Source organism: Streptomyces sp. NBC_01788 (assembly GCF_035917575.1).
GTDB lineage: Bacteria > Actinomycetota > Actinomycetes > Streptomycetales > Streptomycetaceae > Streptomyces.
The window spans coordinates 4,077,405-4,097,781 of record NZ_CP109090.1 but is presented as its reverse complement, the minus strand read 5'-3'; the positions used below and the strand labels follow the sequence as shown (position 1 = coordinate 4,097,781).

Here is a 20,377-nt window from a genome sequence, read left to right as displayed (position 1 = left end):
GGGAAATCCACCCCGGAAACCGCACAACCTTCCACGTCGCCCGCGAGTCAGACTGGTGCGGCACCACCTTGTGGGCTTTCAACTCTGCCGCACCGCAGAGGAATTCGACATAATCGGGGTACCTCACTTGAAAACCGGCATCCAGGGCATCCGTATCCGCAGAGCCGCAGCGGTCACCGTGACCGCGAGCGCCGTGCTCGCCGCCGGGGCCCTCACCGCGGCACCCGCGCAGGCCGTCGCCACGCCGTCGATCGTGGCCAAGGGCGGCTTCGTCATGGACGACGGGACGGGCAAGACCCTCTACGCCAAGACCGCGGACACCAAGCGTTCCACCGGCTCCACCACGAAGATCATGACCGCCAAGGTCGTGCTGGCCCAGCCGAAACTGAACCTCGACGCCAAGGTCACCATCCAGAAGGCGTACAGCGACTACGTCGTCAAGAACAACGCCTCCCAGGCCCACCTGATCGTCGGCGACAAGGTGACCGTCCGCCAGCTACTGTACGGCCTGATGCTGCCCTCGGGCTGCGACGCCGCCTACGCGCTGGCCGACAAGTACGGTTCGGGCTCGACGCGGGACGCGCGGGTGAAGTCCTTCATCGGCAAGATGAACAGCACCGCCAAGAGCCTCGGCATGACGAACACGCACTTCGACTCGTTCGACGGCATCGGCAAGGGCAACAACTACTCGACGCCGCGCGACCTGACGAAGCTGGCGCGCAGCACGATGAAGAGCGCCACGTTCCGTACGGTCGTGAAGACGAAGTCGTACACGGCCAAGACCGTCACCAAGACGGGCAGCACCCGCACGATGGGCAAGTGGACGAACACGAACACGCTGCTCAGCAGCTACAGCGGCGCCATCGGCGTGAAGACGGGCTCCGGCCCGCAGGCCGGCGCCTGCCTCGTCTTCGCCGCCACCAGGAACGGCAGGACCGTCATCGGCACCGTCCTGGCCTCTTCCACGTACGCCCAGCGCGCGACGGACGCGACGAAGCTCCTGAACTACGGCTTCGCCCAGAAGGGCTGACCGCCTCACCGGCCCCACCGGGCCGAAAGGGCCCGCCGCTGAGACCAGCGGGGGCCCTTCTCGTGTGCCCCGCACCTCCGGACGGAGGTGCGGGGCGCCGTTGTGCCGTGGGCCGTCAGGCCCAGGTGATCAGTCGCTTCGGCTGTTCCAGGATCGCGGCCACGTCGGCCAGGACCTTGGAGCCGAGTTCGCCGTCGACCAGGCGGTGGTCGAAGCTGAGGGCCAGCGTGGTGACCTGGCGGGGCTTGACCTTGCCCTTGTGGACCCACGGCTGGAGCTTGATCGCGCCGACCGCGAGGATCGCCGACTCGCCGGGGTTGAGGATCGGCGTGCCGGTGTCGACGCCGAAGACGCCGACGTTGGTGATCGTCACCGTGCCGCCCTGCATGGCCGCCGGGGACGTCTTGCCCTCGCGGGCCGTCGCCACCAGCTCGCCGAGGCCCTGCGCGAGTTGCGGCAGCGTCTTGGCGTGGGCGTCCTTGATGTTCGGCACGATCAGGCCGCGCGGGGTCGCCGCCGCGATGCCCAGGTTGACGTAGTGCTTCAGGACGATCTCCTGAGCCGCCTCGTCCCAGGACGCGTTGATCTCCGGGTTGCGCTTGATGGCGACCAGCAGGGCCTTGGCGATCAGCAGCAGCGGGTTGACCCGCAGCCCCTGCATGTCCTTGTCCTGCTTGAGCTCCTCGACCAGCTTCATCGTGCGCGTCACGTCCACCGTCACGAACTCCGTGACGTGCGGGGCCGTGAACGCCGAGCCGACCATCGCCGCCGCCGTCGCCTTGCGGACGCCCTTGACGGGGATACGGGTCTCGCGCGCACCGTCGTGGCTCACGGCGGGAGCCGGAGCCACGGCCACCGGCGCCGGCGCAGCCGCGGGCTCGGGGGCCGTGGGTGCGGCCGGTACGGCCATCGCCGCGTGCACGTCCTCGCGCGTGATGATGCCGTCCGGGCCGGACGGCACGACCGTGGCGAGGTCCACGCCCAGGTCCTTGGCCAGCTTGCGCACCGGGGGCTTGGCCAGCGGGCGGGGCCCGGCGGGCGCCACGGCGGCCGCGGTGCCGTGCCCGTTCAGCTCCGCCCTGGGTGCCGTCGCCGCCGGGGCGGCCACGGCCTCCGGGCCCTTGCGCGGGCGGCGCTTGGTGGAGGACACCGAGACGCCGTAGCCCACCAGCACCGGCTGGCGGCCCTGCGGCTTCTCCTCCTCGTCCGTGCCCTGCTCGGTCTTCGGCTCGGCCACCGGAGCGGCCTGCGCGGGTACCTCGGCCGGAGCCGCGCCCGCGACCTGCACCGCGATGATGGACGTGCCCACGTCCACCGTGGTGCCCTCGGCGAAGTGCAGCTCGCGCACCACCCCGTCGTAGGGGATGGGCAGTTCGACAGCCGCCTTGGCGGTCTCGACCTCGCAGACCACCTGTCCGTCGGTGACCGTGTCACCGGGCTGGACGTACCACTTGAGGATCTCCGCCTCGGTCAGACCCTCGCCGACATCCGGCATCTTGAACTCGCGCACGGACGCATCGGTCATCGTCGTCACGAACCTCTCCTCAGTACGCCAGCGAGCGGTCGACGGCGTCGAGCACGCGGTCCAGGTCCGGCAGGTAGGACTCCTCCAGGCGGGCCGGCGGGTACGGCGCGTGATAGCCGCCGACCCGGAGCACCGGAGCCTCCAGGTGGTAGAAGCAGCGCTCGGTGATCCGGGCGGCGATCTCCGCGCCGGAGCCGAAGAACACCGGCGCCTCGTGGACCACGACCAGCCGGCGCGTCCGCTCCACCGAGGCCTGGATCGCGTCGAAGTCGATCGGGGAGACCGAGCGCAGGTCCAGGACCTCCAGGGACTTGCCCTCCTCGGCGGCCGCGGCGGCGACCTCCTGGCAGAGCTTCACCATCGGGCCGTAGGCCGCCAGGGTCAGGTCCGTGCCCTCGCGGACGACCTGCGCCTTGTGCAGCGGGGCGGGGATGGCCTCGGTATCGACCTCGGCCTTGTCCCAGTAGCGCCGCTTGGGCTCGAAGTAGATCACCGGGTCGTCGCTCTGGATGGCCTGCTGCATCATCCAGTACGCGTCCGACGCGTTGGATGGGCTGACGATCTTCAGGCCCGCCACATGCGCGAACAGCGCCTCGGGGGACTCCGAGTGGTGCTCGACCGCGCCGATGCCGCCGCCGTAGGGGATGCGGACGACGACCGGCAGCTTGACCTTGCCCAGCGAGCGCGCGTGCATCTTCGCGAGCTGCGTGACGATCTGGTCGTACGCCGGGAAGACGAAGCCGTCGAACTGGATCTCGACCACCGGGCGGTAGCCGCGCAGGGCGAGGCCGATCGCGGTGCCGACGATGCCGGACTCGGCGAGCGGGGTGTCGATGACGCGGCTCTCGCCGAAGTCCTTCTGCAGCCCGTCCGTCACCCGGAACACGCCGCCGAGCTTTCCGACGTCCTCACCCATGATGAGGACCTTGGGGTCGTTGTCCAGGGCACGGCGCAGCGACTCGTTGATCGCCTTGGCCAGGGCCATCTTCTCCGCAGCCATGTTCAGACCCCCTCTGCGTCCGCGAACGACGCCTGGTAGGCGGCGAACTGGGCGCGCTCCTCGTCGACGAGCGCATGCCCGTCCGCGTACACGTTCTCGAAGATGGCGAAGAGGTCCGGGTCGGGCATGGCACGGACCGCTTCGCGCACTCGCCTGCCCAACGCCTCGCTCTCGGTCTCGAGTTCCGCGAAGAATCCCTCGTCCGCGTGGTTTGCGGCCTCCAGGTGGCGGCGAAGGCGCAGGATCGGGTCCTTCGCCTCCCAGGCCAGGCGCTCCTCGTCGCCCCGGTACCGGGTGGGGTCGTCGGAGGTGGTGTGGGCGCCCATGCGGTAGGTGAACGCCTCGACCAGGGTGGGGCCCTCGCCGTTGCGGGCGCGCTCCAGCGCCCACTTGGTGACCGCGAGGCAGGCCAGCACGTCGTTGCCGTCGACGCGGACGCCGGGGAAGCCGAAGCCGGCCGCCCGCTGGTAGAGCGGGACCCGCATCTGCTTCTCGGTCGGCTCGGAGATCGCCCACTGGTTGTTCTGGCAGAAGAACACCACGGGGGCGTTGTAGACCGCGGAGAAGGTGAACGCCTCGGCCACGTCGCCCTGGCTGGAGGCGCCGTCGCCGAAGTAGGCGACGACCGCGGAGTCGGCGCCGTCCTTGGCCACGCCCATCGCGTAGCCGGTGGCGTGCAGCGCCTGGGAGCCGATGACGATCGTGTAGAGGTGGAAGTTGTTGCCGTTGGGGTCCCAGCCGCCGTTGTTCACCCCGCGGAACATGCCGAGCAGGTTGGTCGGGTCCACCCCGCGGCACCAGGCGACGCCGTGCTCGCGGTAGGTCGGGAAGACGTAGTCGTCCTCGCGGGTGGCTCGGCCGGAGCCGATCTGGGCGGCCTCCTGGCCGAGCAGCGAGGCCCACAACCCCAGTTCGCCCTGGCGCTGCAGGGCGGTGGCCTCGGCGTCGAAGCGGCGGGTGAGCACCATGTCGCGGTACAGGCCGCGAAGCTCGTCGGCGGTGATGCCGGCGACGTACTTGTCGTACTCGGCGTTCTTGACGCGCTCGCCCTCGGGCGTCAGCAACTGCACGAGTTCGGGGTCGGCGCCCTTCTTGGCGCCGGTACGCCGCCTGGTGCCGGCGGCTTTCGTGCCGGTCGCGCCGGCCTTGCTTCCGGCGCTGCGTCGCGATGTGCGCGCGGCAGTGCTCTCCACGGTCACGTGTGCTCCTCCGTCGGTCCGGCCCCGGGGTTGCCGGTAGCCAGTGCGGCTCACCTGTTCCGGACCACCGGGCACGGGGTGGGTGCCACTCGGCCGGGAACAGGCGTGACAGGTGCCCCGGCGAGCGCCCTGCAGCAGTCACGTTACCCAGTGCTCCACATTTCTGGGAAACCCCTCCTGACCTGGGCGTTTCCTTGGATTTCCAAGTATTTACGCTTGGACGTCCAAATACCTCGCCGGACAGTCGGGGCAGCCGCTGGTCACAGCCGTGCAGGGGGCCGGAACACCGGCACGTTATCCCGGTCACCCCCGAGTCGGGAAGGGTCGACGAATGGCCGGAACTGCTCTTGATGGATGGCACCGCCCGGGGGACGGCGGGAAGGGACCCGGCGGGGGCCGGACGGGAGCCGTCCTGCTGCGACAAGCGGGACTCGGGCAGGGGGCGCATCGGCGCGCGGCGGGCGGTCGCGGGACGGCATCGCGACCTTACGTGACCGAAAGCGATCACCGACGACTGTCTGTGACAAGCCCCAGCTCACAGCCTCCGGCGGTGCCCTAGCATCTGGCGCGTGCCGCGCCCATGTGTACCACCCCCCGTGCCCCACGCGCCCCCTCTGGGCGCCTTGATGCGCCAGTACGCCGCCGGTTCGCCGCTCGCCTGCGAGCCGGTCGACCAGGGCCTGCTCAACCGCGGCTACCGGCTGTGCACGACTCGCGGCCGTTATTTCCTCAAGCACCATTTCGATCCGGACACAGCCGATCCCGCCGCCATCGCGCGCCAGCACCGGGCGACCCAGCGCCTGGCCGACCTCGGCGTCCCGGTGGCGCCGCCGCTCACCGGCCGCGACGGGCGCACGGTCGCCGTCGTGGGCGGCCATGCCTACGCCCTGCACCCGTGGATCGACGGCCGGCATCGGCACGGCGGCCAGCTCACCACCAGGCAGTGCGCCCGCCTCGGGGCGCTGCTGGGAGCCGTGCACGCCGGTCTGGAACACGTGATGCCGCCGAAGTGCCGCACCCGCCCCGCCGAGAGTCCCCATCCCGTGCAGAGCGCCGATCCCTCCGACACCTTCGCCCTGATCGACGACCTGCTCGCGCACGTCCGCCGCCACCGGCCCGCGGACGCCTTCGACGAACTGGCCCGGCACCGGCTCCTGGAGCGCCGCGCGCTCCTGGAACGGCACGCGGACCGGCGCCCGCCGCCCGGCGGGCCCGTCGGCTGGGTGCACGGCGACTTCCACCCCTTCAACCTGCTCTACCGGGGGGACGCCCCCGCCGCGATCGTCGACTGGGACCGGCTCGGCGTGCAGCCCCGCGCGGAGGAGGCGGTGCGCGCCGCCGCGATCTTCTTCGTCCGGCCCGCCGGCACCCTGGACCTGCCGAAGGTCAGGACGTACGCACGCGCGTACCGGCTGGCGGCCGGCGTCACCCCGTCGGAGCTGGCGGCGGCCGTGCGCCGCGTGTGGTGGGAGCGCCTGAACGACTTCTGGATGCTGCGCTGGCACTACGAGCGCGGCGACACCCGCGCCGACCCGCAGTTCCCGGCCGCCTCGGCGCTCGCGGTGTGGTGGACCCGGGAGTACGGCGCGGTGTGCGGCGCGTTCGCGGAGTGACCCGCGGAATGACGCGCGCAGTGACGTGCGGGAGGACGCCGGGAGAGCCGGAGAAACACCGCGCGCGTGGAGCCAGTACGGCCCCACGCGCGCGTGTGAGGATGGTCGGTCCCCGGCGGGACTCAGGCGCCTCCGCCGACATTCCCCGCGGCCCCCGCGGTGGTACCGGCGGCGTCGCCACCGCCACCACCACTACCACCGCCGTCCCCGGTGCCGTCGCCCGGAGCGCCGCCCGTGTCCGGGGGCGGCGACACGGACCCGGGATCGGCCGGTTCGCTGGAGGGCTGCGGGTCGGGCTGCTGGTTGGTGGTCTGCTCACCGGACGGCTCGGACTCGGTCCACGACGGCCGGGACGACGGCGTGTTGTACCTCCAGTTGCCCCCGCCCGAACTGTAGCCCCGGTCCGTCGACGTGTCGGACGGCTGCTCGTTCGACGACTCGCTCGGGGTGGTGGAGGGCTGCTCGTCGTCGGTGGACTGCGTGTTCGACGGCGACTTGGAGGTTTCGGGGTCGCCGCCGGTGTCGCCACCGGTGCTATGCAGCGCCAGTGCCACGCCCACGGCGATGGCGATCACCGCGAGGACGGCCAGGATCCACAGCTTGCCGCGGCCGCTGCCCTTGTTGCCGTGCCCCTCGAAGCCGCCGTCGTCGCCGTTGCCGTACCCGGCGGGCAGGATCGGCTGGGGGATCTGCGTGGTGCCGGAGCCGAAGTCGGTCGCGTGCGGCATCACGGTCGTGCCCGCGAAGCCCGGCGCCGGGGTCTGCCGGCCCTCGTGCGCCTCGACCGGGCCGGTGTTCCAGGTGCCGGTGTGGCCGCCCTGGTCGTACAGCATCTGCAGGCCGTACTGGATCAGCCCGCTCATCTCCTCGGCCGTCTGGAAACGGTCGTCGGGCTCCTTGGCCAGCGAGCGCATGACCAGGCCGTCGAGTTCCGGCGGGCAGGTGCCGTCGGCGACCTGCGAGGGCGGCACCGGCATGTCCTGGACGTGCTGGTAGACCACCGACAGCGGAGTCTCGCCGGTGAACGGGGGCCGCAGCGCGAGGAGTTCGTACAGCAGGCAGCCAGTGGCGTACAGGTCGGAGCGGTAGTCGACGGCCTTGCCGAGGGCCTGCTCGGGGGAGAGGTACTGCGGAGTTCCCATGACCATGCCGGTCTGCGTCATCGTGGTGGACGCACCGTGCAGGGCGCGGGCGATGCCGAAGTCCATCACCTTCACCGCGCCGTTGTCGGTGATGATGACGTTGGCCGGCTTGATGTCGCGGTGCACGATGCCGTGCTGGTGCGAGTAGGCCAGCGCCTCCAGGACACCGGAGACGATGATCAGCGCCTGCTCCGGGCCGGGCGCCTCCGCGTTGAGCAGCAGATCGCGGATGGTGCGGCCCTCGACCAGCTCCATCACGATGTACGGCACGGCCTGGCCGTTCGCCTCGTCCTCGCCGGAGTCGTACACGGCGACGATCGAGTGGTGGTTGAGGCCGGCCACCGACTGGGCCTCACGTGTGAACCGGGCCTTGGAGACGGGGTCCTCGGCCAGGTCGGCGCGGAGCAGCTTCACCGCCACGGTCCGCCCGAGACGCACGTCCTCCGCGGCGAACACCTCGGCCATGCCGCCCCGGCCGAGTCTGTGCGTCAGCCGGTACCGGCCGTCGCCGACCACGCCGTCGTTGCCCCAGTTCTCCGGCGCGTCCGACATACCGCCGCCACTCGCCTCGGGGTCGGACGGGCCCTGGGCGCGATGCTGCTGTGCCATCAGTCCTCGCCGTCGTTTCTGCCCGCGGTGCGCGCGGTGTTGTCACGGTCTCCGTCGGCCACGCTACAGGCTCCGCGAGGGCCGCCGGTCCAGGATCGTCGCGGCGAGCACCGCCGGAACTGACCCGAGGCTGACCGGCCATGAAACCCCTTGCGGGTGCCGTGGTGCAAATTCCGTGCACCAGCGGTAGGCCCGCTGTAACGCTTCCGCGACGCTTCTTTCGCGTACGGTCACGGAACGGGCACTGAGCTTGACGTGTCAGTGCCCTGGGGCAGACTTGGCCGGGAATGACTCATTGGATCAACGAGGGCGCCTGACGGCCTAATGGGGGACGGGGAGACATGAGCCAGGACGGCGCACACGGCCAGTATCCGGGACGGGCACTGGCCGGCGGCCGCTACCAGCTGCGCGACCTGCTCGGCGAGGGCGGCATGGCCTCGGTGCACCTGGCCTACGACTCCGTGCTCGACCGTCAGGTCGCGGTCAAGACACTCCACACCGAACTCGGCCGCGAACAGGCCTTCCGCGAGCGGTTCCGCCGCGAGGCCCAGGCAGTGGCGAAGCTCACGCACACCAACATCGTCTCGGTCTTCGACACCGGCGAGGACGATGTGGACGGCATGACGACGCCGTACATCGTCATGGAGTACGTCGAGGGCCGTCCCCTCAGCTCCGTGCTGGACGAGGACATCCGGCAGCACGGCGCGATGCCCGCCGACAAGGCGCTGAAGATCACCGCGGACGTGCTCGCCGCGCTGGAGATCAGCCACGAGATGGGCCTGGTCCACCGCGACATCAAGCCGGGCAACGTGATGATGACCAAGCGCGGCGTGGTCAAGGTCATGGACTTCGGCATCGCCCGCGCCATGCAGTCCGGCGTGACCTCGATGACGCAGACCGGCATGGTCGTCGGCACCCCGCAGTACCTCTCACCGGAACAGGCGCTCGGCCGGGGCGTGGACGCGCGGTCCGACCTGTACTCGGTCGGCATCATGCTGTTCCAACTGACCACCGGGCGGCTGCCGTTCGACGCGGACTCGCCCCTGGCCATCGCGTACGCGCATGTCCAGGAGGAGCCGGTGGCGCCCTCCTCCCTCAACCGCTCGCTCCCTCCGGCGGTGGACGCGCTGGTCGCCCGCGCGCTGCGGAAGAACCCCAACGAGCGCTTCCCCAGCGCCGAGTCCATGCGCGACGAGTGCCTGCGCGTGGCGGCCTCCTTCCAGGCGGCCGCGCCCAGCATCGTCCCCGGCGCCCGGACGGCGAGCGGCGCGGGCGTCGGCTCTGCCGTCTTCCCGCCCGTCGACCAGACCGGCCCGGTGTCTCACGGCCAGGTGCAGACGCCGTACCAGCCGGCCCCGACGCCCAACCCCTACAGCACCGGCACCCCCGGCTACGGCTACCCGCAGCAGCCCGGCTATCAGACGCCCGTCTCCTCGCCGTACGCGCAGCAGCAGGCGCCGACCCCGCCTCCGTACGGCGTCCCGACCCAGCACACGCCCCCGCCGGGCGGCGACCGGAACACCAGGCCCGTGGTCATCGGGGCGGTCTCCGTCGCCGCGATGGCGGTGCTCGGCCTGGTCGTCGCGCTGATCCTGGACAGTGGCAGCGGCAGCGGGGGCGGTGGCGACGAGGCCAAGGGCGGGGGCGGCAGCGCGAGCGCGTCCACCTCGGTGGTCGAGGGCCACCGCGGGCCGGACACCTCGAAGACGATCAAGTCCGACGAGTGCGAGGAGCCTCGGGAGTCCTACCAGGACGAGGACAAGATCAGGCTGCCGGACTTCCGGTACAAGAACATCAGGTCGGTCAAGGAATGCCTCCAGGCCGCGGGCTGGAAGCTGAAGAAGGTCGACGTCGACGAGAACACGTACGGCCAGGACACGGTCCTCAACCAGTTCCCCGCGGCCGACACGGACGTCGACCCGAAGAACATGCCGGTGATCCAGCTCGACGTCTCGACCGGCGACCCTCCGTCGTCCTGACCAAGTCCCGTCGAGCACGGCGGGCGGTCGCGCGAGTCGAAGGCCCCGGCAGTCCGGCTGCCGGGGCCTTGCCACGTCCGTGTCACAAGGACGGGTGCGGGTGCGTACGTGTCCTTACAGGTACGGTCCGCCCGAGCGGCCGCCGGTGCGGGGGTCGTCGCCGCCCTCGGCTCCGATACCCGGGGGAAGGGCACGGCGCATCTGCTCCAGCTGGGCGCGGGCAGCCATCTGCTGGGCGAACAGGGTCGTCTGGATCCCGTGGAAGAGACCCTCCAGCCAGCCCACCAACTGCGCCTGCGCGATGCGCAGTTCGGCGTCGCTGGGGGTTACCTCGTCGGTGAACGGAAGAGAGAGCCGCTCCAGCTCCTCGACGAGTTCCGGCGCCAGGCCGTCCTCCAGCTCCTTGACCGAGCTCGCGTGGATCTCCTTGAGCCGGACCCGGCTGGCCTCGTCCAGGGGAGCCACCCGCACCTCTTCGAGAAGCTGCTTGATCATGCTGCCGATCCGCATGACCTTCGCTGGCTGCTCCACCTGCTCCGTCACCGGGGTCTCACGGGAGTCGTCGTCCCCGCCGCCGCCGAGCGCCATACCGTCCTGGCCCACGACCAGGATCTGCGGATTCTCCGGCGACCGTTCGTTCCTCGGCATCTCCATGACCCCATTGTCTCGCACCCGCACCCGCCACTTCTGTGGCGCCCCCCACGGAACGCGGTCCACCGCGTGGCCGAACCTGGAATGCCGCATTGATCCAGTGATGTGACCGTGGTCGCAGGAACGCTCCGATTCACCGGCCAGGCACCGTGAGGGGGTCCCCGACGTGACTCCAGGGCTGCGCGCTCCGCTGCGCGCGACGGTACTGCTGATCACGCTGGCGGCGGCCGTCCCCGCCAGTGGCTCCGCCCGGGCTTACGGCCCCGAGCGCGCGCCTTCGGCCTCCGCCGCGCCGTACGACCTCGCGCCCGCGCCCGCCACGGACCCCTCCGGCGCCGCAGCCTCGGACACCTCTGCCTCGGGCGCCGCCGCGCCCGGGATGGCCCCCGGCTTCCGGTCCTCGCCGGTCCACGGGACCTCGCCGTCCCCCGCACCGCCGTCCCCGCCCTCACCCCCTTCTGCCTCGGCCTCGGCCTCCGCCTCGGCCACTCCGCCCCCGCCTTCCTCCGACCCGTCGCGGGCCGGGAGCCGTCCGGGTGAGGGGCGGCTGCGGCCGGGGCGGCCGCACGATCGGCGGCCGGAGCACGAGGACGACGACACGGACGGACCGGGGGAGCACGACCACCGCGGTGAGGACTTCGGGGGCGACAGCGCGACCGCGGAGGCGCCGAGCGTTTCGCCGTCGGGTCAGGAGGCCGCTCCCCTGCCGTCCGGTACGGACGGCCCCGGCGACCTGCCCGTCGCGCAGGACGAGACCGATACCGGGCCCGTGCTGCGGTATCTGCCGCTGGGCAGCGGACTCGTCCTGATCGGTCTCGGCCTCGGCCTGGCGTTCATCGCCCTGCGCATGCGCCGCAGCTAGCAGCTCAGTGCGCCACCAGGAGCACCTTGCCGATGTGGCCGCTCTCCTCCAGGATCCGGTGGGCGGTCGCGGCGTCACTCATCGGGAGTTCCTGGTCGATCACCGGCCGGACATGCCCGTCGGTGAACAGCGGCCAGACGTGTTCGCGCACGGCGGCGACGATGGCCGCCTTCTCGCCGAGCGGGCGGGCGCGCAGCGAGGTCGCGCTGATCGCGGCGCGCTTGCTGAGCAGGATGCCGAGGTTCAGCTCGCCCTTGGTTCCGCCCTGCATACCGATGATCGCGAGCCGGCCGTTCACGGCGAGGGCCTGGACGTTGCGGTCCAGGTACTTGGCGCCCATGTTGTCGAGGATCACGTCGGCGCCGTCGCCGTCCGTGGCCCGCCGGATCTCCTCGACGAAGTCCTGCTCGCGGTAGTTGATCAGGATCTCGGCGCCGAGTTCGGCGCAGCGTTCGAGCTTCGCCTCGGTACCCGCGGTCACGGCGACCTTCGCGTCCACGGCGCGGGCGAGCTGGATCGCCATGGTGCCGATGCCGCTGGAGCCGCCGTGCACGAGCAGCGTCTCGCCTGGGCGCAGCTGGGCGACCATGAAGACGTTGGACCAGACGGTGCAGATGACCTCCGGCAGCGCCGCGGCGTGCAGGAGGCTGACGCCGTCGGGCACGGGCAGCAGCTGACCGGCCGGAACGGCGACCTTCTCGGCGTAACCGCCGCCCGAGAGCAGCGCGCACACCTCGTCGCCGACGGCCCAGCCGGACACCCCGGGGCCGAGCGCCGCGATCCGCCCGGAGCACTCCAGGCCGGGGTAGGGGGAGGCACCGGGCGGCGGGTTGTAGGAGCCCTGCCGCTGGAGGACGTCGGCCCGGTTGACGGCACTCGCCGCCACCTCGACGAGCACCTCCCCCTCGCCGGGCACGGGATCCGGTACCTCGTCCCACACCAACGCCTCGGGCCCACCGGGTTCGGGAATCGTGATCGCATGCATGGGCCCGACGCTACTGCTTCACCGGTGAAGCCGCCTTCAGTCAGTCCTGGGGAAGCGGCCGGGTGTCCGGGGTGACCTTCGTTCCCGGTGTGGCCCGGACGATGGTGATCAGACGGTCGGTCAGCTCCAGTGCCCTTACGGACGGGTCGTCGAAACCCAGCACCCGGTGCCCGCGCAGCACGCTCACCACCAGGTCGTCCATGTCCCGCGGGTCCTGGCCCACCTCGGCCTTTATGACGGGCCGTTCGACGATGTCCAGGCCGCTGCCCTGCTGGATGAGGTCCTCCAGGACCATGCTCGCGGCCGGACTGAGCACGGACAGCCCGAGCAGCCGTCCCGCCGCGCTCGCGCTGGTGACGACGGCGTCGGCGCCGGACTGCTTGAGCAGCGGCGCGTTCTCCTCCTCGCGTACCGCCGCGACGATCTTCGCCGACCGGTTGATCTGCCGGGCGGTCAGTGTGACCAGCACGGCGGTGTCGTCCCGCTGGGTGGCGATGATGATCTGCCGTGCCCGCTGCACCTCGGCCCGCATGAGCACTTCACTGCGGGTGGCGTCTCCGACCACGCCCGCGTAGCCCTCGGCCGTGGCCGCGTCGACCACCTTGGCGCTGGGGTCGACCACGACGACCTGCTGCTTCTTCAGCCCGGCCGCGCAGACGGTCTGGAGCGCCGACCTCCCCTTCGTGCCGAATCCGACGACGACGGTGTGATCGCGCAAAGCGGACCTCCAGCGATTCTGACGCCATTCCTCACGGGTTCGCTCGGTGAGGACTTCGAGCGTGGTGCCGACCAGGATGATCAGGAAGATCACACGCAGTGGGGTGATGACGAAGATATTGGTGAGGCGCGCGCTGTCGCTGACGGGGGTGATGTCCCCGTATCCGGTGGTGGAGAGGGTCACCGTCGCGTAGTACGCGGCGGCGATGAGATCCATCGGGGCTTCTTTGGCACTGTCCTGGTATCCCTCGCGGTCGACATAGACGATCACGACCGTCAAGAGCAGCACCAGGACTGCCAGGGACAGCCGTTTGCCGACCTGACGTATCGGGCGCTCCACCACTTTTCGGGGGAGCTTCACCCGATGGGTCACGAGATGCTCGTCCGCCTGGCGGGCGATCGCGTCATGGCCCGGAAGTTTCACGTGAAACACACCCCGATTCCGGCGGCGGCCCAGGGCAGGTCGAGGAGTTCGGCCTCCGCGCCCGGCCGGGCACCACCCGGTGGTACGACAGCGAGGGCATCGGCCGCCGCGACACCGCGCAGCATGGCGGGGCCGTTGTAGTGCAGCGGTACGGCGTGGTCGCCGCGCAGCACCACGGGCACGAGCCGGGTGTCGTCCGGATGCCCGTGCACCACGTCCGTCAGCGGCAGCGTGTACGGCTCCGGCGCCGGTCGCGCGGCCAGCGTGCGCAGCAGCGGCTCGGCGAGTGTCAGCAGACCCGAGACGGCCGCGAGCGGGTTGCCGGGCAGGCCGACGAGGTGCTGGTTCTCCTTGGTGCGGGCCAGGAGCATGGGGTGGCCGGGTCGCACCTGGACGCCGTCCACCAGCAGTTCGGCGTCGATGCGGCGCAGGGTGGGGTGGATGTGGTCGACCGGTCCGGCGGCGGTTCCCCCGGTCGTGACGATCACGTCGGCCTTCGACCCGGTGATCGCCTTGTGCAGGGCCTTGGCGTCGTCGCCGATCCGGCGTACGCCGGTGACCTCGGCGCCCAGCGCCCGCAGCCATGGCGGCAGCATCGGGCCGAGCGCGTCCCGGATCCGTCCGTCGTGCGGCAGGCCCCCGGTGAGCAGTTCGTCGCCGAGCACGAGGACGTCGACGCGGGGACGGGGGACCGTGGTGAGGGTGTCGTATCCGGCGGCCGCGGCCAGACCGAGCACCACCGGGGTCACCAGGGTGCCGACGGGCAGCAGCTGGTCCCCGCTGCGGCACTCCTGCCCGCGCGGGCGGATGTCCTTGCCGTGCCCGGACTCCTCGGTGGCGTACAGCCGGCCCTTGGCGTCGATGTGGCCGTGTTCGCTGCGCAGCACGGCCGTGCTGTCCTGCGGGACGCGGGCGCCGGTCGCGACGCGTACCGCCTCGCCGTCGGCCAGCGGCTCGGGCTCGTCGTGCCCGGCCAGGACACCCTTGTCGCGTACGTCCCAGGGGCCGGGGCCGGCGACCGCCCAGCCGTCCATGGCGGAGGTGTCGAAGGAGGGCAGGTCGCACAGGGCGGTCAGGGGCGCGGCCAGGACCAGCCCCAGGGCGGCGTCGAGGGGCACCGGGTCGGGGGCGCGGCGGGCGCCGGCGCGGGCCGCTCGGGCGGCGGTCTCGCGGGCCCGCGGCCAGGCGATGGCCTGGTCGTGGGCCTCCCCGGAGCACGCGTGACCGGCCTCGGCGCCTGCGTGATCCCCGCAGGAGGCGGAGACGGGGGTGCCGCCGCGGCTCGCCCGGCCCCGGCCGGGCTCAGGAGCACGCCGGCTGCTGCCTTCGTTCACCAGGGCGAGCGCCTCCTCCACGTCGAAATCCTCGGCATCCCCGGCGTCCTGGGTGTGCTTGCCGACCCGCGCGCCACGAGCGGGCATCAGACGTCCGGGCGGGTGTCGGGCGTGGCATCGGGCGCCACGTCGGGCTCGCCAGTACCGCCGGTGGTCTCTTCCGCCCAGCGCAGGGCGAGGGCGGCGGCCTTGCGGGAGGCCTCGGCGACGGCTTCGGGGCCGCCCTTGCCCTGCGCGGCCGCGTACCCGACGAGGAAGGTGGTCAGGGGTGCCGCGGGCCGGGCCACGCCGTGGGCGGCGTCGCGGGCGAGGTCGAGCAGGGCGCGGGTGTCGACGTCCAGATCGATGCCCAACTCGTCCTTGACTGCGGAAATCCATTCATCCAACACGTGCCCATGCTCCCTGATGCGTGCCCTGGCGATGGCGATGTCGTCCCAGGTGTCGCAGTCGAAGGACGCGACGGCATCCGGGACGCGGATGAGATCGAGCGCGGCGGTCAGCCGCCGCAGTGGCAGCCCGGTGAGGGCCCCGCCCTCGGCGGAGCCGTCGGACGCGGTGCGGGCGAGCCCGGCCAGCGCTCGGCGCAACGCCTGCGCGCGGTACGCGGCCACGAGCGGCTGGTCGCGGCCGTCGGCGTCGGTGATCAGCACGCCGTCGGACCGCTCGGCCCGCAGGGCCGTCAGCAGCCGCCGTACCGTGTCGCGTTCGAGGAACGGCAGGTCGGCGGAGAGGACGACGACGTGGTCCGCCGTGGTGTGGCGCAGCCCGGCGTCGAGCGCGGCGAGCGGTCCGGCGCCGGCCGGTTCCTCGCGTGCCCAGCGCACGGGCCGCGCGGTGGGGCGGGGGTCGGCGACCACCACCGTCGTGCCCGCGTCGGCGCAGGCGTCGAGCACACGGTCGAGCAGGGCGCGGCCGCCGATGCGCAGGCCGGGCTTGTCCGCGCCGCCGAGCCGGCGGGCGGCTCCCCCGGCGAGCACGACGGCGTCGTGGGCGAGGGGCTCGTAGGAGGTCACCCCCCGAGTATGCGTCCCGCCCGCGATCAAGGGGAACGCGGGCGGGACACTGTCGTCACAGCGTGCGCAGGAGCACCGCCGGCTGTTCCACGCAGTCGGCCACATACCGCAGGAAACCGCCCGCGGTACCGCCGTCGCACACCCGGTGGTCGAAGGTCAGCGAGAGCTGGACGACCTGCCGCACCGCCAGCTCGCCCTCGTGCACCCACGGCTTGGGGACGATGCGGCCGACGCCGAGCATGGCGGCCTCCGGGTGGTTGATGATCGGCGTGGAGCCGTCGACACCGAACACGCCGTAGTTGTTCAGCGTGAAGGTCCCGCCGGTGAGTTCGGCCGGGGTGAGGCTGCCGGCGCGGGCCACCTCGGTCAGCCGGGCGAACTCGGCGGTCAGCGACTCCGCGTCACGCGTGTGCGCGTCCCGTACGACCGGCACGACGAGTCCGCGTTCGGTCTGCGCGGCGAAGCCGAGGTGCACGGCGTCCAGCCGGACGATCTCCCTGGCCTCCAGGTCGACCCGCGAGTTGAGCTCGGGGTAGCGGGCGAGGGCGGCCGTGCAGATCCGGGCCAGCAGCGCGAGCAGGGAGATCTTCTGTCCCCCGGCGGCGTTCATGGCGGTCCGGGCGCGCATCAGCTCCGTCGCGTCGGCGTCCACCCAGCAGGTCGCGTCCGGGATCTCGCGGCGGCTGCGGGAGAGCTTGTCGGCGACGGCGCCGCGCACCCCCTTGAGCGGAACGCGGGAGCCGGAGTCCTGCGCCGGCCGGGCCGCGGTCGCGGGCGCGGGAGCAGCCGGTGCGCCGTCGGTCCGGCCCCCTGCCGCGCCGGCCCTGAGCACGTCCTCGACGTCCGCGCGCAGGATCAGCCCCTCGGGCCCGGAGCCCGACAACTGCCGCAGGTCCACGCCGTTCTCCCGCGCCAGGCGGCGCACGAGCGGCGAGATCACGGGGACCGGACCGTCGGTGGGCCGCTCGGCCACCGCGGCGGCCCGAGCCGCCTGGGTCGCCGGGGCGCCCGTCGTACGCGCCGTCCCGTTGGCGGCCGGTGCCGCGGGCGCCGAAGGCGCCACGGCGCCGCTCGTGCCCGGGCGCGAGGCCTGCGTCACCGGTGCCGGGCGCACCCGGCGCCGGCGCGCCGGAGGCGCACCCGTGCCGTAGCCGACCAGGACGTTGCCGGAGCCCTCGGTGTCGCCACCGGCCTCACCGGCGTCCTGCTCCCCGACCGCCACCGTCAGCAGGGGCGCGCCCACGGGCAGTTCCGTGCCCTCCTCGCCGAAGCGGGCGGTGACCACGCCGGCGTAGGGGCAGGGCACCTCGACCATCGCCTTGGCCGTCTCGACCTCCACGACCGGCTGGTCGATGGCGACCACGTCGCCCACCTCGACCAGCCAGCGGACGACCTCCGCCTCGGTGAGGCCCTCCCCGAGGTCGGGGAGCCTGAACTCCAGCACCTGTGCCATCAGCTCTCCGCCTCCCACTGCAGACGCGCCACGGCGTCCAGGATCCGGTCGACGCCGGGCAGGTGGTGCCGCTCCAGCATCGGCGGCGGGTAGGGGAGGTCGAACCCGGCAACGCGCAGCACCGGCGCCTCCAGGTGGTGGAAGCAGCGCTCCGTGACCCGGGCCGCGATCTCCCCGCCCGGGCCGCCGAACCCGCCCGACTCGTGCACGACGACCGCGCGCCCGGTGCGCCGCACCGACGCGCACACCGTCTCGTCGTCGAACGGCACCAGCGAGCGCAGGTCGACGACCTCCAGTTCCCAGCCCTCGGCCCGCGCCGCCTCGGCGGCTTCGAGGCAGACGGGCACGGACGGACCGTACGTGATCAGCGTGGCGCTCCTGCCGGTGCGCCGCACCACCGCGCGGCCCACCGGCTCGACGGTCTGCGGGTCGTCCGGGTTCCAGGTGTCCTTCGACCAGTACAGCCGCTTGGGCTCGAGGAAGACGACCGGGTCGTCGGATGCGATGGAGGCCCGCAGCAGCCCGTAGGCGTCGGCGACGGTCGCGGGCGTGACGACATGGAGCCCCGGAGTCGCCATGTAGTACGCCTCGGAGGCGTCGCTGTGGTGCTCCACACCGCCGATGCCGCCGCCGTAGGGGATGCGAATGGTGATCGGCAGGGGCATTTTGCCGCGGGTGCGGTTGCGCATCTTGGCGACATGGCTGGCCAGTTGCTCGAACGCCGGGTAGGCGAAGGCGTCGAACTGCATCTCGACCACGGGGCGCAGCCCGTACATGGCCATGCCGACGGCGGCGCCGAGGATGCCGGCCTCGGCCAGCGGGGTGTCCGTGCAGCGGTCCTCGCCGAACTCCTTGGCGAGGCCGTCGGTGATGCGGAAGACACCGCCGAGGGTGCCGACGTCCTCACCCATGACGTGCACGGAGGGGTCGGCGGCCATCGCGTCGCGCAGCGCGCGCGTGAGGGCCTGGGCCATGGTGGCCGGCTTGAGCGCGACGGTGGTCATCGGGCCGTACCTTCCTCCGACTCGGCCCGGAGCTCGGCGACCAGCTGGTCGCGCTGCTCGCGCAGCTGCGGGGTCGGCTCCGCGTACACGTGGGCGAACAGGTCCATGGGGTCGAGCGGCGCGTCCTGGTTCATGCGCTCGCGCAGCCGCGCTGCCATCGCCTCGGCGTCCTCGCGGGCGGCGCTGACGCCGTCCTCGTCGAGCAGGCCGCGCCCGGTCAGCTCCCGCTCAAGGAGCTGGACCGGGTCGTGCTCGCGCCAGGCCTCGACCTCGGCGTCGCCGCGGTAGCGGGTGGCGTCGTCGGCGTTGGTGTGGGCGTCGATGCGGTAGGTCACCGCCTCGATCAGGGTGGGGCCGCCTCCCGCGCGCGCGTTCCGCACGGCGTCGGCGAGCACCTCGTGCACGGCTGCGGCGTCGTTGCCGTCGACCAGGCGGCCCGGCATGCCGTACCCGACGGCCTTGTGGGCCAGGGACGGTGCCGCGGTCTGCTTGGCGAGCGGGACGGAGATCGCGAAGCCGTTGTTCTGCACGAGGAAGACGACGGGGGCCTGCCAGACGGCGGCGAAGTTCAGCGCCTCGTGGAAGTCGCCCTCGCTGGTGCCGCCGTCGCCGATCATCGCAAGCGCGACCACGTCGTGGCCCTTGAGGCGGGCGGCGTGCGCGAGGCCGACGGCGTGCGGGAGCTGGGTGGCGAGCGGCGTGGACAGCGGGGCCACACGGTGCTCGTAGGGGTCGTAGCCGGTGTGCCAGTCGCCGCGCAGCAGCGTCAGGGCCTCGACGGGGTCCACACCACGGGCCACGACGGCCAGCGTGTCGCGGTAGCTCGGGAAGAGCCAGTCGCGCTCCTCCAGGGCGAGCGCGGCGGCGACCTCGCAGGCCTCCTGACCGGTGCTGGAGGGATAGACCGCCAGGCGGCCCTGCTTGGTCAGGGCGGTGGCCTGCGTGTTGTAACGGCGGCCCAGGACCAGCTGCGCGTACAGACGCCGCAGCAGCTCCGGATCGGCCTCCGCGGCCGCCTCCGTCCCCAGGACGCGGTAGGGCTCCGCGTCGGGCAGCAACGGCGCGGGGTCGGTACGGGGCTGCCAGGCGGGCGGCGGCGAAGGCCGGTACGCGCCCCGCTGCTCCATGACCGTCATGACGGCACCTCCTCGTGGGAGCGGCTACGAAGGGCGCGTCGGGTGTGACGCGCCCCACCTACCGATTGTTCGGTCGTGGGCGCATTTTGGCTACAGGCGGGCCCAGGCTGTGGACAATCGGTTCTCCACAGCCTGAGATGTACGCAGTACGTCCACGACGGAAAGGCGGGGGGACATGCCACCTGAACAAATGGCCGAGAACGCCGAGAACGCCGAGAACAGGCCCGGCGCCGTACCGCCGCCGCGCCCGCTGGACGCGATCGACCAGGACATCCTGCGCATGCTCCAGACGGACGGGCGCGCGTCCATACGGTCGGTCGCCGAACGGGTCCACGTCTCGCGGGCCAACGCCTACGCCCGGATCAACCGGCTCATCGAGGACGGCGTCATCCGCGGCTTCGGCGCCCGCGTCGACCACGAACGCGCGGGACACGGCACATCCGCGTACATCACGCTGAAGATCGTGCAGAACACCTGGCGCACCGTGCGCGAGCACCTCAGGCAGCTCCCCGGCGCCCACCACATCGCGCTGGTCGGCGGCGACTTCGACGTCCTGCTCCTCGTGCACACCCCGGACAACCGGGCGCTGCGGGAACTGGTCCTCACCCGGCTCCAGGCCATCCCCGAGGTGCTGAGCACGCGCACGCTGCTGGTGTTCGAGGAGGAGGACCTGGAGCCGCAGGGGTGAGGTGGGCGCGCGG

17 protein-coding genes are annotated in these 20,377 nt (G+C 72.2%); 5 read left to right on the top strand and 12 right to left on the bottom strand.

Annotated features, from left to right (window positions below; translation table 11 throughout):
- The first annotated feature begins 127 nt into the window (after positions 1 to 127).
- The gene (locus OIE49_RS18610; RefSeq protein WP_100568318.1) at positions 128 to 1,030 is read left to right on the top strand and encodes a D-alanyl-D-alanine carboxypeptidase family protein; all 903 of its coding nucleotides are present in this window, start codon (positions 128 to 130) and stop codon (positions 1,028 to 1,030) included.
- 115 nt (positions 1,031 to 1,145) lie between these two features.
- On the opposite strand, the gene OIE49_RS18605 is transcribed toward OIE49_RS18610, so the two are convergent.
- Genes OIE49_RS18605 through pdhA (OIE49_RS18595) form a run of 3 tightly spaced genes read right to left on the bottom strand, consistent with a single transcriptional unit; the run spans position 1,146 to position 4,754 of the window.
- Positions 1,146 to 2,564: a dihydrolipoamide acetyltransferase family protein gene (locus tag OIE49_RS18605; RefSeq protein ID WP_326803295.1), complete on the bottom strand. Its 1,419-nt coding sequence runs from the start codon at positions 2,562 to 2,564 to the stop codon at positions 1,146 to 1,148.
- A 10-nt stretch (positions 2,565 to 2,574) separates the two neighbouring features.
- Positions 2,575 to 3,555 (bottom strand): alpha-ketoacid dehydrogenase subunit beta, encoded by a 981-nt coding sequence (locus OIE49_RS18600; protein ID WP_100568316.1) that lies wholly within the window; start codon positions 3,553 to 3,555, stop codon positions 2,575 to 2,577.
- 2 nt (positions 3,556 to 3,557) lie between these two features.
- On the bottom strand, positions 3,558 to 4,754 hold the full coding sequence (gene pdhA, locus OIE49_RS18595; protein WP_100568315.1) for a pyruvate dehydrogenase (acetyl-transferring) E1 component subunit alpha: 1,197 nt from the start codon (positions 4,752 to 4,754) through the stop codon (positions 3,558 to 3,560).
- A 596-nt stretch (positions 4,755 to 5,350) separates the two neighbouring features.
- On the opposite strand from pdhA (OIE49_RS18595), the gene OIE49_RS18590 reads away from it, so the two are divergent.
- Positions 5,351 to 6,367 carry a phosphotransferase gene (locus tag OIE49_RS18590; protein WP_326803294.1) on the top strand — a complete coding sequence of 339 codons (1,017 nt, stop codon included), beginning with the start codon at positions 5,351 to 5,353 and terminating at the stop codon, positions 6,365 to 6,367.
- 122 nt (positions 6,368 to 6,489) lie between these two features.
- Here the strand turns inward: OIE49_RS18590 and OIE49_RS18585 are convergent, their stop codons facing one another.
- On the bottom strand, positions 6,490 to 8,118 hold the full coding sequence (locus OIE49_RS18585) for a protein kinase domain-containing protein (RefSeq protein WP_326803293.1): 1,629 nt from the start codon (positions 8,116 to 8,118) through the stop codon (positions 6,490 to 6,492).
- Between the two features lie 341 nt (positions 8,119 to 8,459).
- Here OIE49_RS18585 and OIE49_RS18580 point away from each other — a divergent pair, with 341 nt between their 5' ends.
- Positions 8,460 to 10,097 carry a protein kinase domain-containing protein gene (locus OIE49_RS18580; RefSeq protein ID WP_326803292.1) on the top strand — a complete coding sequence of 546 codons (1,638 nt, stop codon included), beginning with the start codon at positions 8,460 to 8,462 and terminating at the stop codon, positions 10,095 to 10,097.
- Positions 10,098 to 10,211: 114 nt separating this feature from the next.
- Here OIE49_RS18580 and OIE49_RS18575 read toward each other — a convergent pair whose 3' ends face one another.
- Positions 10,212 to 10,751, bottom strand: a complete 540-nt coding sequence (locus tag OIE49_RS18575; protein WP_100568312.1) for a bacterial proteasome activator family protein — start codon at positions 10,749 to 10,751, stop codon at positions 10,212 to 10,214.
- Between the two features lie 163 nt (positions 10,752 to 10,914).
- Between OIE49_RS18575 and OIE49_RS18570 the strand changes: the two genes are divergently transcribed.
- Positions 10,915 to 11,610, top strand: coding sequence for a hypothetical protein (locus OIE49_RS18570; RefSeq protein WP_326803291.1), 696 nt, complete (start codon positions 10,915 to 10,917; stop codon positions 11,608 to 11,610).
- A 4-nt stretch (positions 11,611 to 11,614) separates the two neighbouring features.
- Here OIE49_RS18570 and OIE49_RS18565 read toward each other — a convergent pair whose 3' ends face one another.
- From OIE49_RS18565 to pdhA (OIE49_RS18535), 7 genes are read right to left on the bottom strand one after another with little or no spacing between them, the layout of a single operon-like run.
- Positions 11,615 to 12,595: an NAD(P)H-quinone oxidoreductase gene (locus OIE49_RS18565; RefSeq protein ID WP_100568310.1), complete on the bottom strand. Its 981-nt coding sequence runs from the start codon at positions 12,593 to 12,595 to the stop codon at positions 11,615 to 11,617.
- Between the two features lie 40 nt (positions 12,596 to 12,635).
- The gene (locus OIE49_RS18560; RefSeq protein WP_100568309.1) at positions 12,636 to 13,736 is read right to left on the bottom strand and encodes a potassium channel family protein; all 1,101 of its coding nucleotides are present in this window, start codon (positions 13,734 to 13,736) and stop codon (positions 12,636 to 12,638) included.
- Positions 13,733 to 15,157 carry a molybdopterin molybdotransferase MoeA gene (locus tag OIE49_RS18555; protein ID WP_326803290.1) on the bottom strand — a complete coding sequence of 475 codons (1,425 nt, stop codon included), beginning with the start codon at positions 15,155 to 15,157 and terminating at the stop codon, positions 13,733 to 13,735. Before OIE49_RS18555 ends, OIE49_RS18560 begins: the two co-directional genes overlap by 4 nt.
- Entirely contained in the window at positions 15,157 to 16,083 is a 927-nt protein-coding gene (locus OIE49_RS18550; RefSeq protein WP_326803289.1) for an NTP transferase domain-containing protein, read from the bottom strand. Before OIE49_RS18550 ends, OIE49_RS18555 begins: the two co-directional genes overlap by 1 nt.
- Before the next feature lie 55 nt (positions 16,084 to 16,138).
- Positions 16,139 to 17,536, bottom strand: coding sequence for a dihydrolipoamide acetyltransferase family protein (locus OIE49_RS18545; protein WP_326803288.1), 1,398 nt, complete (start codon positions 17,534 to 17,536; stop codon positions 16,139 to 16,141).
- Positions 17,536 to 18,540: an alpha-ketoacid dehydrogenase subunit beta gene (locus OIE49_RS18540; RefSeq protein ID WP_326803286.1), complete on the bottom strand. Its 1,005-nt coding sequence runs from the start codon at positions 18,538 to 18,540 to the stop codon at positions 17,536 to 17,538. The genes OIE49_RS18545 and OIE49_RS18540 overlap by 1 nt, the downstream gene beginning before the upstream one ends.
- Complete coding sequence (pdhA, locus tag OIE49_RS18535; protein WP_326803285.1) at positions 18,537 to 19,676, bottom strand: pyruvate dehydrogenase (acetyl-transferring) E1 component subunit alpha; 1,140 nt, start codon at positions 19,674 to 19,676, stop codon at positions 18,537 to 18,539. The genes OIE49_RS18540 and pdhA (OIE49_RS18535) overlap by 4 nt, the downstream gene beginning before the upstream one ends.
- A 175-nt stretch (positions 19,677 to 19,851) precedes the next feature.
- Here pdhA (OIE49_RS18535) and OIE49_RS18530 point away from each other — a divergent pair, with 175 nt between their 5' ends.
- On the top strand, positions 19,852 to 20,364 hold the full coding sequence (locus tag OIE49_RS18530) for an Lrp/AsnC family transcriptional regulator (protein WP_326803284.1): 513 nt from the start codon (positions 19,852 to 19,854) through the stop codon (positions 20,362 to 20,364).
- Positions 20,365 to 20,377: the final 13 nt, after the last annotated feature.

Excerpts from the sequence above, each read along its gene's own strand:
- OIE49_RS18580 (WP_326803292.1), top strand. The coding sequence starts at position 8,460 with ATGAGCCAGGACGGCGCACACGGCCAGTATCCGGGACGGGCACTGGCC.
- OIE49_RS18540 (WP_326803286.1), bottom strand. The coding sequence starts at position 18,540 with ATGACCACCGTCGCGCTCAAGCCGGCCACCATGGCCCAGGCCCTCACG.
- OIE49_RS18575 (WP_100568312.1), bottom strand. The coding sequence starts at position 10,751 with ATGGAGATGCCGAGGAACGAACGGTCGCCGGAGAATCCGCAGATCCTG.
- OIE49_RS18545 (WP_326803288.1), bottom strand. The coding sequence starts at position 17,536 with ATGGCACAGGTGCTGGAGTTCAGGCTCCCCGACCTCGGGGAGGGCCTC.
- OIE49_RS18555 (WP_326803290.1), bottom strand. The coding sequence starts at position 15,157 with ATGCCCGCTCGTGGCGCGCGGGTCGGCAAGCACACCCAGGACGCCGGG.
- pdhA (WP_326803285.1), bottom strand. The coding sequence starts at position 19,676 with ATGACGGTCATGGAGCAGCGGGGCGCGTACCGGCCTTCGCCGCCGCCC.
- OIE49_RS18600 (WP_100568316.1), bottom strand. The coding sequence starts at position 3,555 with ATGGCTGCGGAGAAGATGGCCCTGGCCAAGGCGATCAACGAGTCGCTG.
- OIE49_RS18565 (WP_100568310.1), bottom strand. The coding sequence starts at position 12,595 with ATGCATGCGATCACGATTCCCGAACCCGGTGGGCCCGAGGCGTTGGTG.
- OIE49_RS18530 (WP_326803284.1), top strand. The coding sequence starts at position 19,852 with ATGCCACCTGAACAAATGGCCGAGAACGCCGAGAACGCCGAGAACAGG.
- OIE49_RS18585 (WP_326803293.1), bottom strand. The coding sequence starts at position 8,118 with ATGGCACAGCAGCATCGCGCCCAGGGCCCGTCCGACCCCGAGGCGAGT.